Origin of the sequence: Rhodococcus sp. H-CA8f, assembly GCF_002501585.1 — a bacterium.
Classification (GTDB): Bacteria; Actinomycetota; Actinomycetes; order Mycobacteriales; family Mycobacteriaceae; genus Rhodococcus_F; species Rhodococcus_F erythropolis.
Window position 1 is genome coordinate 1,165,728 of sequence record NZ_CP023720.1, and the last position, 16,530, is coordinate 1,182,257.

Consider the following 16,530-nt stretch of genomic DNA (forward strand, 5'->3'; position numbering starts at 1 on the left):
CTGTGTCCCTCGCTGACAAGCAAGAAATCACCGAAGTTCTGTATCGCTACGCTCGGGCCGTCGATCGGAAAGATTTCGACAGCGTAGCCTTCTGCTACTTCGACGACGCGATAGACAACCACGGTGGTTACATCGGAACTGTCGACGGGCTCATCGAAGACATGAAGCTCAGGCACAAGACGATCGACTCGTCGATTCACTGCATCTCCAACGTACTGATCGACGTCAACGGCGATGTCGCTCAGTGCGAGTCGTACTGCTTGTGTTTCCTCCGTCAGGAGCGTTCCGGTACGGATTCGGTGCAGACGCTTGCCACGATCAAGTGCCGTTACGTCGACAGGTTCGAAAGGCGCCGTGGTGAGTGGCGAATCGCCGATCGGATCGTCGTGTTCGACGAATCTCGCGAAGACGTGATCGAGAACGTCTTGCCCACGGACTGGGTGACACAACGGCGATCGTTCGACGACCCGGTCTTTACCAGAACTCCCTGACCGGCCGCGCAGACGAAAGGCCTTCACACACATCGTGTGTGAAGGCCCTTCGTCTGTTCACTACTCGGATCAGCCCGCTGCCTCCGGTGCGGCGACCTCGGTCAAACGGCCGTCCGAGAGCCTCAGCCAGCGTTCGACCTTCACTTCGGCCAGGAATCTCTCGTCGTGGCTGACCACCACGAACGCCCCCTGGTACGCGTTCAGAGCGCTTTCGAGTTGCGCGACGCTCACCAAGTCGAGGTTGTTGGTCGGCTCGTCGAGAAGCAGAAGTTGCGGAGCCGGATCGGCGAAGAGAACGCACGCCAACGTAGCCCGCAATCGTTCACCGCCCGAGAGCGCAGCGACGGGTAGGTGAGCACCCGCACCCCGAAAGAGAAAGCGCGCCAGGATGTTCATGCGTTCCGGGGCCGGTAGGCCTGGAGCCGACAATGCAAAGTTCTCGGCGACGGTGCGTGCGGGGTCGAGTAGGTCGAGCCTCTGCGACAGATATGCCACCCGACCGTCGGCTCGTTTGACCTCACCGGAAGTCGGCGCAACATCCCCGTTGACGATGCGAAGTAGCGTCGACTTTCCGACGCCGTTCGGCCCGGTCAACGCGATACGCTCCGGTCCTCGAATGGCCAGGTCAATGCCGGGGTCGGCGAAGATCTCACGATCGCCGAACGCGAATTGCATTCGCTCACCAAGGAACACCATGCGTCCGGCGGGTACGTGAGTGCCTGGCAGTTCGAGCGAAATCGTCTGGTCGTCTCGAAGAGCGCGGCCCGCTCTGTCGAGTCGGTCCTTTGCCGCGTCGACCCGGGCGAGGTGTGTCTCGTTCGCCTTGCCGGCCGACTCCTGAGCATTGCGCTTCATGGTCCCCGCAAAGATCTTGGGCAAGCCCGCGTTCCCGAGATTGCGGGCAGCGTTACTTGCGCGTCGCGAAGCACGTTCTCGGGCCTGCTGCAGTTCGCGCTTCTCGCGCTTGACCTCTTGCTCGGCGTTGCGGATGTTCTTCTCCACCACTTCGCGAGCCGAGCGTGCCGCGGCTTCGTAGTCGGTGAAATTGCCACCGTAGAAGCTGATCTCGCCGCTGTGAAGTTCGGCGATGCAGTCCATGCGGTCGAGTAGTCCTCGATCGTGACTGACCACCAACAGACAACCACTCCAGTCGTCGAGAACGTCGTAAAGCCTGCGGCGCGCGTCCAGGTCGAGGTTGTTGGTGGGTTCGTCGAGGAGAAGGACATCGGGGCGTCGCAGGAGTTGCGCCGCCAGTCCGAGCGAGACGACCTGCCCGCCGCTCAGAGTGTCGAGGCGACGATCGAACGTCATGTCGGCCAAACCGAGTCGACCGAGTTGGGCTCGCGTTCGTTCCTCGATATCCCAGTCGGAGCCGATTGTCGTGAAGTGTTCTTCTCGTGTGTCCCCGGATTCGACTGCGTCCAACGCAGCGAGCGTCGGGGCGATGCCCAAGACCTCGGCAATGGTCAGATCGCCCGTCAGTGGCAGGTCCTGCGGAAGGTATCCGAGAACGCCGTCGACGGACACACTGCCGGCGCGCGGCCGCAACTGGCCGGCGATCAATCTGAGCAGAGTGCTTTTCCCGACGCCGTTCTGGGCCACCAGCCCGGTTCGGCCGCCGGGCACGGTGAATGACAATTCGTCGAAGACCGGAGTGTCGTCCGGCCAGGCAAAAGACAGATTCGAGCAAACGATGTAGGTATCGGACATGAATAGACCTCAGGTGTTGTGCGGGCGCGGCAACGCTGCTCCGCGAAGAGTCGGGTAAGTGAACGACAACATGGCCACGACGGCAGCGCTCCGAGGCGTCTGCCGGTGGCCGTCATGCCCGGTTTTATCCGGAGATGTCGAGTTCACCAACCATGTCTGATCCTTTTTGGTCTGTGTTGTTTCATCCGACGATAACAGGAGCCGGTATCTACATACGAGCAATACCGGCGCAGAGAAGTTCGACCAGTCGTCGATACACCCGATCCGGGTCGGTGCCGGCCGGTTGTCCCTCTACCGATTCGAGGATGCAGAAGCCGTGCAGCGCACTGCGAAGAGACCACGCCGCCTGCTCCGAATCATCCGGGCTCAGACCGTATCCCGCGATCACCTTGTTGATGACGTCGACCACCTCGCCGACGGCGGAGACCAGATCGGGATGTGGTGCAGTGGGGTAGCGGTCGGTGATGGCGTAGAGCCCGGGGTGTACTCGGACGAACGCACGCCATGCGTCCGCGAGCGCCATGACGGCGTCGTCGCGCGAGAGACCGACCGCGGCGGCACGCAGTTGTTCGGCGAGAAGGCTGCGTGCGAGGAGGCTGAGTTGATGGTGGACGTCGTCGACCCCGTCGACGTGTTTGTACAGCGCTGACTGCCGGACGTCGAGGGTCTCGGCGAGTTGACTCAGTACCAGAGCGTCGGCGCCTTTGCTGTCGACCAGATCGGCTGCGGCAGCGATCACGCGTTCACGGGTAACCGGAGTTCTCATGCACGCATCTTCCCTGTATGACAGGCTTCGCGTCGGTGATACATTATCACCATGAGTGATGAAGTATCGCCACGCGAGCTGTCCGGCGATCAACTACGCCGTCGTGACCTGCGCGTAGTCGTCACCGGTGCATGCATCCTCGGGTTGACCTCGGTGCTCTACGAACTCTCAGGAGTGTCTCCGTCGACGGGTGCATTCTTTCGGTGTCTCTATGCGCTCATCCCTCTCGGCATGCTCGTGCTCGTTCAGCGTCGTCGGTCACCCCGGCCTTCGGTCTCGGCGCCCTGGATCGTGAAGTCTTTGCTTGCCGGCGCGTTCCTCGGAATCGATCTGGTGCTCTGGCACGAGTCGATTCATTCGATCGGGGCAGGTCTTTCGACTGTGATCCTGAATTTGCAAGTGCTGTTCGTCGCAATCCTCGGCTACGTTGTTCTGCGCCAACGGATCGGCCGGGAACTGGTCGCCAGCCTTCCGTTGCTCTTCGTCGGAGTTGCTCTGGTAGCCGGGACGAGCACAACGCTCACGGGGTCGAATCCTGCTGTCGGAGTGTCGTTTGCCGTGATCGCCGCAGGCGCCTACGCGGTCTACATCTTCCTGATGGGTCTGGCTACTCGGGCGGCGGGTAGAACGGCTCTGCCGATGTTCGTCTCGACGGGAGCCACTGCCCTCACTGCAGGTGTATACGGCCTCGTGAGTGGAACTTTGGATCTGACCCCTTCGCTCGTAGCTCAAGGCTGGCTTGTGCTGCTCGCGTTGGTATCTCAGGTGATCGGGTGGCTTCTGGTGGCCAGCGCCAGTCAGCGTCTGCCTGCCAGTGCAGTCGCCGCCAGCCTGGTGTTGCAATCGGCGTCGGCACTGCTGTTCGGCGCGGTGATGCTTGCGCAGACCCCAACTCTCGTCCAACTTGCAGGTGCCGGAATGATTTTGGCCGGAGTGGTTGTGGCGACGCGGATACCTGCGAAGAAGTCCTCGACGACTGTAGTCGGAAAACGAATGGAGACAAGCGTATGACACCGGTGGCTGACCACATCTACATCAACGGCGAGATCAGGACCATGGACGGTGCGGTCGGCGATAACGCGACCGCTGTGGCAGTCAAGGACGGCAGATTTGTCGCCCTCGGAACTGATGCCGAGATCTCGGCGCTGACCGATTCCGAAACCTCCGTTGTCGATCTTGCCGGAGCAGTTGTTGTTCCGGGGTTCATCGAGACGCACCTTCATCCGATGATGTGGGGTTTGATGCTCAGTGGGGTCGACGCAACGACGAGTGCGTGCCCGACCATCGAGCAGTTGATCACGGCGTTGGCCGCGCGGGCCGCGATCACACCAGTTGGCGAGCCCATAGAAGCGTGGGGCTTCGACGACAGCCTCGTGGCGGAGGATCGAGGTCTGACCGCAGCTGATCTGGACAAGGCATCCACCGAGCATCCGATTCTGGTGCGGCACTTGTCTGCTCACGGGATCTATGTCAACTCGGTCGCACTGGAGAAGGCCGGGATCGATGCCACCACGGTCGATCCGGAGGGTGGTGTCATCGTTCGGGACAGCGCCGGTGTACCCACCGGTGAACTGTGCGAGGTTCCGGCAATGTCTCTGGTACACGGACTTGTTCCGGATATGAAGCCGGATGCGTCCAAGATCGCGATGCTGCGGGCGCAGGAAGTCATGGCTTCGGTGGGCGTGACAAGTTTTCACGACATGTACGTCACAGCCGAGATGTACGAGGCGTACCGGCAACTCGATGCCGACGGTGACTTGAGGTTGCGTGCGCGCCTCTATCTCGGCCACGGGGTGCACGATCAATTGGGCGAACTCGCCGATTCGACAGATCGAGTTCGTGTGGGCGGCGTCAAACTCATTTCGGACGGGTCGATTCAGTTGCACACCGCTGCGCTGACCGAGCCGTACCACGATCTGGGCGGATGCCACTGCGGCGGAATGGCAATCCCGGCAGGTGCACTCGGGGTGCTCGTCGCGGAACATCACGCTGCCGGCCGGCAGGTTGCGATTCATACCAACGGTGATCAAGCCATCGATTTTGCACTGGACGCAATTGCAGCGGCACGGACGGCACACCCGGACGTCGAAGTTTCGCATCGACTCGAGCACGTTCAGACGTTGCGGGAAGATCAGATCGTGCGGATGGTCGAACTCGGGGTGGTGGCGTCGATCTTCGTGAACCACGTCTACTACTGGGGCGACCGGCACCGTGATCGGTTCCTCGGACCGGGTCGTGGCGAGCGGATCAGCCCCGTGGCGTCGGTCGTGGCGGCGGGGCTTGCCTACGCGCTGCATTGCGACTGCCCTGTCACTCCCGTGAACCCGCTCTTCACGATGAACACAGCCGTACACCGTGTGACGCGAGAAGGTCATGTTCTGGGTGCAGAGCAACGGGTTTCCGCGTCCGATGCGTTGGCCGGTTACACAAGCGCTGCCGCCCGTCTCACCGGCGAGTCATCGGACAAAGGTCGGATAGCGGTGGGACTTTTGGCGGATTTTGTTGTGCTCGACGGAGATCCGTTGCGGAGCGCTTCTCAGGAATTGAACGAACTGTCGGTCCTGCGCACGGTTGTCGGCGGTGAGACCGTCTTCGAGGTGTAGGTGCTCGTAGTTTTACCTTGGGATTGGGTGCCGGTAGTCAACTCCTTACCGGCTTCGCAACTGTAGACGCACGTGGGCCGGGTAGCGAATTTGCTTCCCGGCCCACAGCTTTGGACGCACCAGGGGGCAGTCGCTATTCGATGGTCGGACAAAGTTATTGGTGGAGTGCTGGTTTCGGAGCGTGCGAGGGTTTGTCATGGCCGTCTGATCCGGCGAGGCGCGGCGATCGATGATGCCCGTGTCCGTGGCATTCGTGAACGAAATGCAGCACGTGCTCGAAACGGTTCGATCCTTCTGTTTGCTCGAGGGTCGCTGTTCTCGACGAGTTCGTTCGTGAATATCCTCGGACATACCAAGAGTATGTAGAACGTGTTCTCATATCGAGTGGAACGAATCGCCCGTTCGGCGCCAAAGGGTTTTTCGGGAACAAGTTACGAAGCGCAGCTAACTGTTTCTAACAGTACTGGTCAGCGCGCATAATTCACCCGCATGGAGTGTTCGACTTCCTCCTGAACGTTTGACCAGTAAAACCGCCACAAAAGCTGATACGTGTGATAAAAATTGATCCGAAGCGGAGCAGTAGCTATGTATGAGCGAGGGCATGCACAGCGTCACGGTTCGGCTCGCAAGCCTTCTGCAACATGTTCGGCACCGATGGCGGATGTACCTGGATCTGTCGTCTTATCACCCCAATGCCCGGCAACGGGACAGACGAAATGAGTCTTCACATGCCTCGATTTTTCCCGGTCGGGGACGGACGCGAATCCCGTCTCCCCCGGCGCGCCACTGCTGTGTTGGCGGCGCTGCCGGCTGCATTGCTCCTCGCGACCTCGGGTGCGCTGCTTGCTCCCGGTAGCGCCGTGGCTGCCCCGGGCGACGACATCACTGACCAGTGCCTGGAGATGTCCCAGAACGGTGGACCCTGGGTCAAGCCGCCAGCCTTCGGGCCTAATGGAACCGACTACATCCCGATCCCCGGAGATGAGGGCACGCAGATTGCCTTCGACGTCCGCAATGTCTGCGACCTTCCCGCCACGCTCACACTCTTCAGCGAGGGCTGGTCCGTCTCGGGCGGCGGCACCGCGACAGTACGGGGCAAAATCGGCAGCCAGGTCGGCCAGCAATTCGTGATCGGACCGGATGCGAATTCCGCGACTCGGATCGAGTTGGTGAAGACGCCTCTCGCGCAGAACGTCAACGTGATGGTCGGTTTCATGATTGGTATCCCGGCCAGCGAAGTCCTGCAGGGATACGAGATCAACCCCGGCTGGGGTCTGGTCCTGGTGGAGGGCGAGCCTGCTGTGGTCGCCCCCAGTGCTCCGACCGACTTGTCTCTGGGCGCCGCCGAGGTAGAGGCGGGTACACCCGTCAAGGTCTCCGGCAAGGCAGAGCCGAACAGCACCGTCACTGTCACCGGAGGGGGTGCCACCTGCACCGCCACCGCGGATGCGAGTGGGGACTTCAGCTGCAACCTGACTATCACCACACCCGGCAGTCATCCGATCACCGCCACTGCGACAAATGCGGGTGGGACCAGCCCCGCCTCCGCGGGAGTCACGGTCAAGGTCACGGCGAAAACTACCGATCCGGGTGGCAGCAGCAGCGGTTCGCTCGGCAGTAGCACCGGTTCGCTCGGAAGCTTGGACCTCTTCGGAAGCCTCGGCGGATAACCACTCCGGCCCAACCGGCCACTTAGAACTCGCGATGCGCGGGGCGATCTCGACCATCTCCGCGCATCGCCGGCATTCTCGGTCACCGAATTCAATTCGGCGGCTTCATTTCCCATGCCCCTTCCTGGGGCTGTTTCACCGGAGTGCACATCCGCACGGCCCGGGCTCAACCAAGCGCGTCGGATGTCCCGCCGCGAACTGCACAGGAGGAATACCAGATGAACAAGACCACAAAGGGTGCGATCGCCGCTGGTGCGGCTGCCGTTCTGCTTGCAGGCGGTGCCGGAACCATGGCCGCGTGGAACGCGTCCACCAACACCACGGGCGCCGGCACGGTGACCGCAGGATCGATGGCAGTTTCCGAGACCACGGCCGGCACCTGGAAGTGGGTCGGCGGCAGCAAGGCCGGACAGGCGTTTGCGCCCACCGACAAGCTGGTTCCGGGCGACAAGGTCGCTTACACCTCGGTGTACCAGGTGACCCTTAACGGCACCAACCTGAAGGCCACCCTCACTCCCACCCTCGGCAACCTGACCGGCTCGCTCAAGGACGCGGATCTGCTCACCGTGAGCCCGTCGAGCACCAACGTCTCGCCGATTACCGCGTCCGGCCCCATCTCGTTCACCACCGAGGTGGAGTTCAAGGCGGATACGACCGGTCAGGTCGGCGCCGCCGGCACCGCCACCATCGGTGCCGGAACGATCCTCCTCGAGCAGACGCTCACCCCGTAGTTAATCCGTAACCAGAAGAAGGTCACGTGAAGACCCAATACAAATGGGCGATCGCAGCGTCGTCGGTTCTGCTCATCGGGTTCGTCTCGGTGCAGCAGACCGGCGCGCTGTGGCGCGATACCGCAGAATCGACCGGCGGCACTATTCAGGCAGGCATGCTCGATATCTCTGCCGGCGGTGAAGGGGTCAAGCAGTTCAACCTCGATGGGTTCAAGTTGGACAACAAGGGCCCGGGCGACAGCATTCAGATGCCCTTGCCGGTGATCAACTCCGGCAATGTGCAGATGAACTACGTGCTTTCCGATGTTGTACTCAACGGCGCCACCCCACCGCCGCTGAGCCTGCGCGTGGCCAAGGTAGCCAACGAGGCGGCCTGCACCGCCACTGGTGACGTGGGCACTGAGCTCTACAACGGTGCCATGGACGGTGCGGCCTTTTCGGAGCAGCTGGTTCCGGCCGGGCAGATGCAGGTGTTGTGCCTGCGGGCCACGCTGGGCCAGGGCGCGGCAGCGAGCCAACAGTCCAACGCGACGTTCACCTTCGACGCAAGCTCAGTGAGCCAGTCATGACCGTCACCGCGAGAAGCCGGCGCGCGGGCGAACGTGCCGAGTATCGACCCCGGCACAGCGCGCACGTGGAAACATCTGAGCGGCAACATGATCCCGAACAAGACTCAGGAGAGAAGACCACCCTCTGGTGGTGGACTCGCACCATCGTCTCGTGGGTGCTGTTGCTGTTGATGATCGGCGTTCTCGCGGTGATGGTCGTTATCCCTCGACTCACCGGCTCCACCGCGTACACGGTTCTCACCGGCTCGATGGAACCGACCATGCCCCCTGGCACGCTCATAGTGGTCAAGCCGACTCCTAACGAGGATCTGACCACCGGGGACGTGATCACGTTCCAGCCCGTCTCCGGCGATCCAGCGGTGGTCACCCACCGCATCGAGGGCATCTACTACACCGGGGAAGGGGAGCGTCGCATCCACACTCGCGGCGACAACAACCCCGTCGCCGACTCGTGGTCGCTGGTGCCCGAGCAGATCCGTGGTCGGGTCATCTACTCGGTGCCGTATCTGGGCCGGGTGAACTCGGTGATCAACGGGCAATCGCGTTCGATTCTCACCACGGGCGTGGCTGCGGGCCTGGCTGTATATGCCGTGTGGATGGTCGTCAGTGGCATCCGCGACAAGCGGGGCAAGGCCGATGACGACGAAAGTGGCACCGACCCGACTCTTTCCGGCCCTGAACTCGGCGCGCCGGTATTGCCCGCCGATCCATCGGCACCAAACTCCGAATCGAAATAGGACAGCAGAATGTCTACAGAACAGAAATCGGGCGGCGGCGCGCGTCTCGGGGCGCGGATGCGAAGCCGTCTGGGCGAGACCGGTTGGATACGTACCCGGGCCGTGCTCTCACTCGGCATGGTCCTGGGCCTCGGAGCGGTCGGCACGATGGCGGCGTGGTCCGACAGCGCTACCGCGACCACCGGCATGTTCAGCACTTCGTCGGTCCAGCTGAAAGTCGACAACCAGCGGCCCGCACACCAATTCACCGAACTCAAGCGCAACAGCATGCTGCCAGGCCAGAGTGAGGCCGGGGCATTGACGGTTCAGAACACCGGAACGGCCAACTTCCAGTGGGCAGTATCGGCAACGGCCACCGGCTCGTCCGCGCTGATCGGGAAGCTCAAGGTTTCCCTACATCAGACCGGCGCCAACGACGGCAGTACCTGTTCAGGACCGATCATCGGGACGCAGCAAGCGTTCTCCGGCAACCCGACACTCGTCTCCGGCAGATCACTCGCTGCCGGTGTTTCGGAGCAGGTGTGTATCAAGGTGATCGTCGATTCGACCGCAGGTCAGACGGAGCAGTTCAAGATCGCCGATCTGGGCTTCAACTTCACCGCAACGGGGCAGTGATCATCGCGATGGACAGCACCGATGAGGAGGTGACCGTGGGACGCAGTCGCGGCAAGGAAATTGCCCTGAATGTGGCTGCGGTCGCCGGGCTCATCTGCATTATCGCCACTCTCGCGTCCCTGATATTCGGGATCAAACCACTGGTGTTCCGCTCGGGTTCGATGGAACCTGCAATCTCCACCGGTGCGCTGGCGCTGGCGAAGACCGTGCCTGCAACTGAACTCGCTGTCGGCGACGTGATCAGCGTCGACAACGACCAAGGCGTGCGCATCACCCACCGCGTGGTCGAACTCGAATCGGCAGGAGTGGAGGACACCGTGCTCGCCACGCTCAAGGGCGATGCCAACAATGTGGCTGATCGGCTGCCGTACACCATCACCGAGGCAGACCGCGTGTTCACCAGCGTCGGTGGGCTCGGCTACGTCGTTGCTTGGCTTTCCAGTCCGCTCGCAACTTTCCTCGGCGGCGGATTGGTAGGCGCGGTGCTGGTCATCGCATTTGGACGAACTAAAGACCGGCGTCTGGAGAATGCCCGCGCCGCCACTACAAATGACGCCCGCGTCGATGCTGACGAAACCTGCGGGGAGCTTCAGGAGGCTCATAATGATTGAAATGCGTCGGGCTAGCACCCGCATGAAGTCGCTGCGGTCGTTGATCGCCATCGGCGGCGCTGCTGCAATGGCTTTCGGCCTGGCTCAGGCCACCGGGACGATGGCAATTCCAACTGACACGGTCAACTCGACCGGCGCACAGGTGGCGACGGGCAACTTCTATCCGACGCCGTTGACCTCGACTGTGAACTGCTCGACGTCGGGAGGAGCAGACCTATTGGGACGTAGAGCAAACCTGAGCTGGCCCGCGGTTCCAGGTGTCACGGGGTACAAGGTGGTTTTCGTGAGGAAATCCGATCCGAGCTACATCGTTCGAACGGATAATCTGTCGGCGAGCCAAACGTCGATCAGTGGAATTACCCATGGCAGTCGCAATGTGATGTGGGCGCGGGTGTACACCGTGAACGGGCCGGCAATCTCATCTGGTTTCATGTCGTCTGTCGAGATAACCCATAAGGACCTCGTAAGTAACAGGACCGAATGCGAGGGTAATCGTGGTCCGCAATTGGCTAACCAGGCCTGGGAAAATACCAACACCTGGGATCCGACGACACCGGCACCCAACGGGGCGAACCCTGTGAGCAGGATGCAGGCCGAAGCGATGGTGCCGAACGAGCCGGATGCGTTGGAGACGACCACTACCCAAGCTCCGTCCACGAGCGAGACCGTCGATCCGACAACGTCCACCGAGCCGACCAGTACAACCGAGGCCACGACCACGACGGCACCGAGCACGACGACTCCGGCACCGACCACCCCGGAAACCACGTCGCCGGAGACCACTCCCTCGGCGGATCCGAAGCCGGTTCTGACGGACACAGTCGAGAGTGGCGGCCTCACCGGCGGCTGGACTGCGGGTGGTAACAAGGTTGCAGTGGTCGACGCCAACGGCAACGAACTCGCAAGTGGCCGTGTCGAATCGGGTTCCACTCTGCACTGGTACGACGGCCAGTTGTGGATTGTCGGGGCAACCGAGGTCTACCGCATCATGGAGTCGCCGCAGGACGGCACGTGGAAGTTCTACAAGGACAGCGGGCAGAACATGCCTGACTTCGCGTAGCAGCTGATCACTCGATCTCTCGCCTGTGCCCCCGAGTCTCCGGATCCGGGGGCACAGGCGTGGATCCGCATGCTCTGATCGTGTCGGGCAACAGGTAACCGGCCGGTCGCTCGCTGGTGAGGTTTCGGCGATTCGGGAACGGGATAAGCAACTGCAGGTGGCAACGACGTGTAGAGGTGCCAAGAGTGCTCGTTCGGAATTGGTATTCCTTCAGGTCTCGAGCTATCTTACTGCAAAGTAAGTTTCGTGTCGGCAATCGATCGGGGCGATTGCCGACCTGAGTACGAGGACCGATATGCGGTTAAACCTGGGGGCCGTAGTTCGGCGACGTCGTTGGGCGCGAGACGTATTGGCAGCCACGGCGGCATGTGCGCTGGCGATGTCCGCGTTGCTGTCTGTCCAGACATCAGCGTCGGCGTCCGAACTGGACGAGTATTTGAATTTGCCCCTTGTGAATCGCAATGCCGAACACGGTCCGGGCGGTGTCCATCCCGCGTTGCCGACTGATCTCGGCACCTTGCAAGCCCTTGTGGAAGAAGCCCGCGCCAGTGGTCGCAGTCCGGAATCCTATGCGGCCTTGCTGTTTCAGTATCGATTGGTCGCTGCCACGGAAGCCGCCGGAATCGATCTCTCATCGTGGAATCCGCGCGCCGGAGTGTCGGCTAATCGCACGAACCTGGTGAAGTCGTACCGCTACTACGAGGATCTGCAACTCGGTCACCCGGAATTGCAGTGGGCGGGAATGGGCGGACAGGTAGGCGCGGACTTCGGCGGGGGACTGATCGACTTCGAACTGATGGCGGACGTGTACTCGTTTCCGAATCTCCAGCAGGTTGCCAATTCGATAGTTTCTCAGGTCACGGATCAGGTTGGCGTGCAAGCGCTGAACCAATTGCCGGCAGGGCTGCGCGCACTCGCGGCGGTGGGCAGGAACGTCACGGCGGACGACTTGGATTATGTGCTGGGGATGATCCTGGTGATGCAGAAGAACATCTTCTCGGATCTGATGCCGATGCATCAGGCATACGTGGATGAAGGGCTTCCTGCACTGGAGGAAATGCAGAGTGCCGGACTATTCGGCAAGGATGTCATGGACGCCTGGCGTGATGTCGCGTCCAGTGATTCGAATCGGATCGCACTGGGGAACGTTGCGCTGCTCCAACGTGAGCAAGGGGTGATCATCCGCGACCAGTGGGATACCGTGCGCGCCTACAAAGGTGATGTGGGAGAAGCGATCACCTACGCATCGACCGTTGCCGGCTCGCCCTCGGTCGCCGGCGTGGTCCCGCCTCGCTCGTTCCGGCCCCTCGAGTTCACGACGACACTCGCCGACGGACGCACCGCGAACGTGACGATGCCACTGCCGGATTGGAACTGGTCGGTGTACGAGGACCGGTGGGACTACATCACCTCACAGCTATTGCCGAAGTACCGAGCGATGGTCGAAGAAGATTGGCCACGGCTCGTAGCCACATTGAGTGTTCCCTACGAAATTCAATTGGAGAGCCACCGCCCGATGATGACCCTCCCACAAACTCTCGAATCGGCCCTCTCCAGTTTGAAAGTGACGGTTCAGTGATGTCGTCGGCCACATTCCGAAGGTTGGCGCCGCTGGTGGCGCTGACCGTTGCGCTGGTCCTGCCAGCAACGGCTGGAGCTGAGGTGCCGGACAGTGATGTCCCGAAAGACGTGCAAACTCCTGTATCCGAGGAGTTTCGGACCGACACCCCAACTCTGGGAGAGGTATTCAACGGGTTCACCGTCGGTGCTCTCAGTTCAGGGGAGTTCGCATCCGAAGAGGAGATCTTCACTGCACTCACCGCCGATGATCCGTTTTACGACGAGCCGGTGTTGACCGGCGCCGAGCGTCCCGGTGATCTCCTGAAGTCGAAGAAGGTGGATGTACTGTTCACCGGATACAAACCGGGACAGCTCGACGCCTACAAGATCATGTATGTCACAACCGGAATCGACGGTTCGACGCCGGTAGTGAGCACTGGAATCATGATGATCCCGATCGACGGAACGCCGGCGTCGGAGAAGAAGATCATCAGCTATCAGGAGGCCAACGACAGCGTCGGCGGCTACTGTCATCCGAGTTCACACTGGACCGGCGGCGATCCGCTGGACGGCGCCTCCTGGTCGGCCTTGGGTCCACTGGCGCTGATGTTCGGAAAAGGCTATGCCGTAGTGATTTCCGACGTCGGGAACAACGGAGACCGTGATCCCCACGGTGTCTTCGCGGGTAAGTTCGCCGGGCACGCCCAGTTGGATGCAGTGCGCGCAGCATTTCAGCTGCAGGATTCCGAGCTGAATCCGGAGGCGGAGATTGCGTTGTTCGGAATCGCTGGTGGTGGAGTCGGTTCGGCATTCGCCGCAGAATCTGCGCAGTCCTACGCGCCGGAACTCGATATCGTCTCGACAGTCCTCGAGGGCATGGTGATCAAGCCCCGAACATTCATGGAGACAACAGATTCCTCGGTCGGCGCGGGCTTCGGATTTGCGACGCTCCTCGGTCTCGAACCGTGGTATCCCGAGATGAAGTTGAACGACAAGCTCAATCCCGTGGGCCGAGTGATTGCCGACGTGTACCGGGGTGAGTGCCAGATGCCGGCGTACTTCACGCTTCCGTTCGTACCGTTGGCAAGCCTTTTCGCGCCGGGAATCGATCCGATCACAGAACCCAGCTTCCAGCGTGCGTACGACGACAACGTATTGGGCCACGGCGCTCCGGCGTCGAAGGTATTGATAACTTCGTGCGCAAAGGACGACTCCCCGATGTCACTTGTACCGGCAGCTGATGCGCGAGAACTGGCGGACACGTACAGAAGCCGAGGGACGGACGTGAGCTATCAGCCCACCGACTGCAGTATGGATCGCGCATTCGCGGATCCATACGGTTGGGGGACAGACCTGTTCGGAATGCAGACAATCGATTGGATTGCCCACAATTTCGACAACTGAGTGAAACTATCCGGTGACAGCGAGACGCAAACTCTGATGGCGGCGTACGAACATGCTGGGGACCCAACGTGGCGGGAATTCGGAATCGACTGTGACATGCGAACTGTTTTCGAGAAGTACACCGATGGCGGTCTTTGCTTCCAGTCTGGCCAGCGCGGCCCCGACACAGAAATGTGCTCCCTTGCCGAAGGCGAAATGCGCTCGGAGATTGGCCCGGTCGAGGTTCATCGCGTGTGGCTCGGCGAACGACTCCGGGTCGCGGTTCGCCGAGCCCCACAGCAGTATGAGATGACTGCCGGCGGGGAGCGCCACACCGCCGAGTGTTGTGTCCGCATTGACATGTCGGTGGTGTCCGCGAAAAGGCGACTCGAGTCTGAGCGTCTCCTCCAGGAATGCGCTCACGAGTAGAGGGTCCTCGCGCAGCTGCGTCTGTATCTCGGGGCGCTCGGCGAGTAGCCGTGCAGAGTTGGCGATCAGTCCGGCGGTCGATTCGCCGCCCGCACCGACGAGTTGCACCAGCATCAGCACGGCCACGTCTTCGCTGAGTTCGCCTGCGTCACAGCAGTGGACGAGGTCTCCGAGTAGATCGTCGACCGGGTTTGTCCGCGCCTCACGAAACTTGCCGTAGAGGTACCCGGTGAGCTCGGCCGCCGAGGTGACGACGTCTGTCAACCGTTCCGCCGTCACGATGCCGCTGAGAAGTTCGGTGCTGTCGTAAGACCACGCCAGCAATTGGGGGACGTCGTGTGCCGGCAGGCCGATCAGTGTGGCAACCATCTGCAGCGGCAGTGTGTCCGCTACCGACGTGACCCATTCGATCTGTCGACCGTCGAAGCCGTTGTCCCACAACTGCTGCGTGTACTCGAGCATCGTCGGCTCGAGTGCTCGTATGCGTTTGGCGACCAGTGTCGGCAGGACAAGTTTGCGATGGTGCTGATGGTCGGGTTCGTCGGCGGTCGCGAGGACATGAACGGCTTGCCCGCCGCCGTTCATGTCGAACGTCACGGCCGATCCGTCCGGTGTTCGAACCAGTACGCCGGTGAGGTTGGAGGAGAAGTCCTCGGTACGGGAAACGGCTTCGGTGACAAGTTCCCACGTCGACACCAGATAGAAGTCGGTATCGGGTATTCGATACACGGGGTGCTCGCGCCGGAGTACGTCGTAGAGCGGGTAAGGGTCGTCGATATTCGACGGGAGGAAGGGGTTGATGTCCAGCGTCGGTGGTGTCACGAATGGAAGATTTCACGGCCGTCGAGGAGAAGTCAACAGGTGGGAAATGCCTCTGAACTGGCATTTTGAGAAAATCTAACGCACTTCAACCCCCTCGTACTTCTCCCAGGTCAGAGGCTCGCGGCCTTCCGTAGCGTTGAGATTTCTGATTGAATCTGTCTCGAGATGAGACGAGGTGACGGAGAGTGACCGGTGTGAACGAGCGCCGCGCCGCCGACTGGTTGGCCGGCGGTAACCGCCGTGAACTCGCAACCGAGCGCATCTTCGCGGCTGCAGCAGAGCTGATTCGAGAACAGGGATTCGATCGGTTCAGTGCCGACGACGTCGCTTCGCGCGCAGGCTGTTCGCGGGCGACGCTCTACCGCTACGTGGGTGGCAAGTCCGCGATCCGTGAGGGGTTGTTGTCGCGAGGTGCGGCGTCCGTGGCGAGCCAGGTTGCGGCTGCCGTCGAATCACTGCGCGGCGACGAGCGGATCGTGGAGTCGATCCTCGTCGCCGTCGACGCGATCAGAGCCGACGCCGCCATGAGCCATGGCCTTGCGGCGGCGCGGGCCAACGGTATCGACGAGTATCTCGTGTCTTCTCCGTTGCTACCGCGTACTGCACTCGAACTTGCTGGATTGGATCCCGAAGGTCAACAGTCGCAGTGGGTGGTTCGGATCGTGTTGATGCTGTTGGCGTGGCCACTGGCCGACAGGGCAGACGAACGACGGATGGTCGAGTCGTTCGTCTGCTCCTGAGCAGGGTTCCGTGTTCGTGAACAGTGCGGCGGG

At 61.5% G+C, this 16,530-nt stretch carries 17 protein-coding genes; 13 read left to right on the top strand and 4 right to left on the bottom strand.

Annotated features, from left to right (window positions below; all coding sequences use genetic code 11):
* Positions 1–2: 2 nt before the first annotated feature.
* The gene (locus CPI83_RS05585) at positions 3–491 is read left to right on the top strand and encodes a nuclear transport factor 2 family protein (protein WP_097386920.1); all 489 of its coding nucleotides are present in this window, start codon (positions 3–5) and stop codon (positions 489–491) included.
* Between the two features lie 69 nt (positions 492–560).
* Here CPI83_RS05585 and CPI83_RS05590 read toward each other — a convergent pair whose 3' ends face one another.
* From CPI83_RS05590 to CPI83_RS05595, 3 genes are all read right to left on the bottom strand, one after another.
* A complete protein-coding gene (locus tag CPI83_RS05590) occupies positions 561–2,201 on the bottom strand; it encodes an ABC-F family ATP-binding cassette domain-containing protein (protein WP_097386921.1) in 1,641 nt (546 codons plus the stop codon).
* A 9-nt stretch (positions 2,202–2,210) separates the two neighbouring features.
* A complete protein-coding gene (locus CPI83_RS30695) occupies positions 2,211–2,348 on the bottom strand; it encodes a hypothetical protein (RefSeq protein ID WP_157920611.1) in 138 nt (45 codons plus the stop codon).
* A 61-nt stretch (positions 2,349–2,409) separates the two neighbouring features.
* Positions 2,410–2,967, bottom strand: a complete 558-nt coding sequence (locus CPI83_RS05595) for a TetR-like C-terminal domain-containing protein (RefSeq protein ID WP_021332048.1) — start codon at positions 2,965–2,967, stop codon at positions 2,410–2,412.
* 51 nt (positions 2,968–3,018) lie between these two features.
* Here CPI83_RS05595 and CPI83_RS05600 point away from each other — a divergent pair, with 51 nt between their 5' ends.
* The 11 genes from CPI83_RS05600 to CPI83_RS05655 all read left to right on the top strand — a co-directional run bounded on the left by CPI83_RS05600 (position 3,019) and on the right by CPI83_RS05655 (position 14,527).
* On the top strand, positions 3,019–3,978 hold the full coding sequence (locus tag CPI83_RS05600; protein WP_097386922.1) for a DMT family transporter: 960 nt from the start codon (positions 3,019–3,021) through the stop codon (positions 3,976–3,978).
* The gene (locus CPI83_RS05605) at positions 3,975–5,570 is read left to right on the top strand and encodes an amidohydrolase (RefSeq protein WP_097386923.1); all 1,596 of its coding nucleotides are present in this window, start codon (positions 3,975–3,977) and stop codon (positions 5,568–5,570) included. Before CPI83_RS05600 ends, CPI83_RS05605 begins: the two co-directional genes overlap by 4 nt.
* 728 nt (positions 5,571–6,298) lie before the next feature.
* Positions 6,299–7,240 carry an Ig-like domain-containing protein gene (locus CPI83_RS05615; protein ID WP_232816867.1) on the top strand — a complete coding sequence of 314 codons (942 nt, stop codon included), beginning with the start codon at positions 6,299–6,301 and terminating at the stop codon, positions 7,238–7,240.
* A gap of 218 nt (positions 7,241–7,458) precedes the next feature.
* Positions 7,459–7,971 carry an alternate-type signal peptide domain-containing protein gene (locus CPI83_RS05620; RefSeq protein WP_175470320.1) on the top strand — a complete coding sequence of 171 codons (513 nt, stop codon included), beginning with the start codon at positions 7,459–7,461 and terminating at the stop codon, positions 7,969–7,971.
* Between the two features lie 26 nt (positions 7,972–7,997).
* A complete protein-coding gene (locus CPI83_RS05625; RefSeq protein ID WP_019745195.1) occupies positions 7,998–8,540 on the top strand; it encodes a hypothetical protein in 543 nt (180 codons plus the stop codon).
* Between the two features lie 65 nt (positions 8,541–8,605).
* Positions 8,606–9,277, top strand: a complete 672-nt coding sequence (locus tag CPI83_RS05630) for a signal peptidase I (protein ID WP_223257981.1) — start codon at positions 8,606–8,608, stop codon at positions 9,275–9,277.
* Between the two features lie 9 nt (positions 9,278–9,286).
* Entirely contained in the window at positions 9,287–9,892 is a 606-nt protein-coding gene (locus tag CPI83_RS05635; protein WP_097386925.1) for a SipW-dependent-type signal peptide-containing protein, read from the top strand.
* A complete protein-coding gene (locus CPI83_RS05640; RefSeq protein WP_097386926.1) occupies positions 9,889–10,503 on the top strand; it encodes a signal peptidase I in 615 nt (204 codons plus the stop codon). The genes CPI83_RS05635 and CPI83_RS05640 overlap by 4 nt, the downstream gene beginning before the upstream one ends.
* Before the next feature lies 1 nt (position 10,504).
* Complete coding sequence (locus CPI83_RS05645; protein ID WP_232816868.1) at positions 10,505–11,563, top strand: hypothetical protein; 1,059 nt, start codon at positions 10,505–10,507, stop codon at positions 11,561–11,563.
* 295 nt (positions 11,564–11,858) lie between these two features.
* Positions 11,859–13,142 carry a hypothetical protein gene (locus CPI83_RS05650; protein WP_097386928.1) on the top strand — a complete coding sequence of 428 codons (1,284 nt, stop codon included), beginning with the start codon at positions 11,859–11,861 and terminating at the stop codon, positions 13,140–13,142.
* Positions 13,139–14,527: a lipase family protein gene (locus CPI83_RS05655; protein ID WP_019745189.1), complete on the top strand. Its 1,389-nt coding sequence runs from the start codon at positions 13,139–13,141 to the stop codon at positions 14,525–14,527. Before CPI83_RS05650 ends, CPI83_RS05655 begins: the two co-directional genes overlap by 4 nt.
* A 6-nt stretch (positions 14,528–14,533) precedes the next feature.
* Here CPI83_RS05655 and CPI83_RS05660 read toward each other — a convergent pair whose 3' ends face one another.
* Positions 14,534–15,757: a cytochrome P450 gene (locus CPI83_RS05660; RefSeq protein WP_020970698.1), complete on the bottom strand. Its 1,224-nt coding sequence runs from the start codon at positions 15,755–15,757 to the stop codon at positions 14,534–14,536.
* A gap of 185 nt (positions 15,758–15,942) precedes the next feature.
* On the opposite strand from CPI83_RS05660, the gene CPI83_RS05665 reads away from it, so the two are divergent.
* On the top strand, positions 15,943–16,497 hold the full coding sequence (locus CPI83_RS05665; protein ID WP_097386929.1) for a helix-turn-helix domain-containing protein: 555 nt from the start codon (positions 15,943–15,945) through the stop codon (positions 16,495–16,497).
* Positions 16,498–16,530 lie beyond the last annotated feature (33 nt).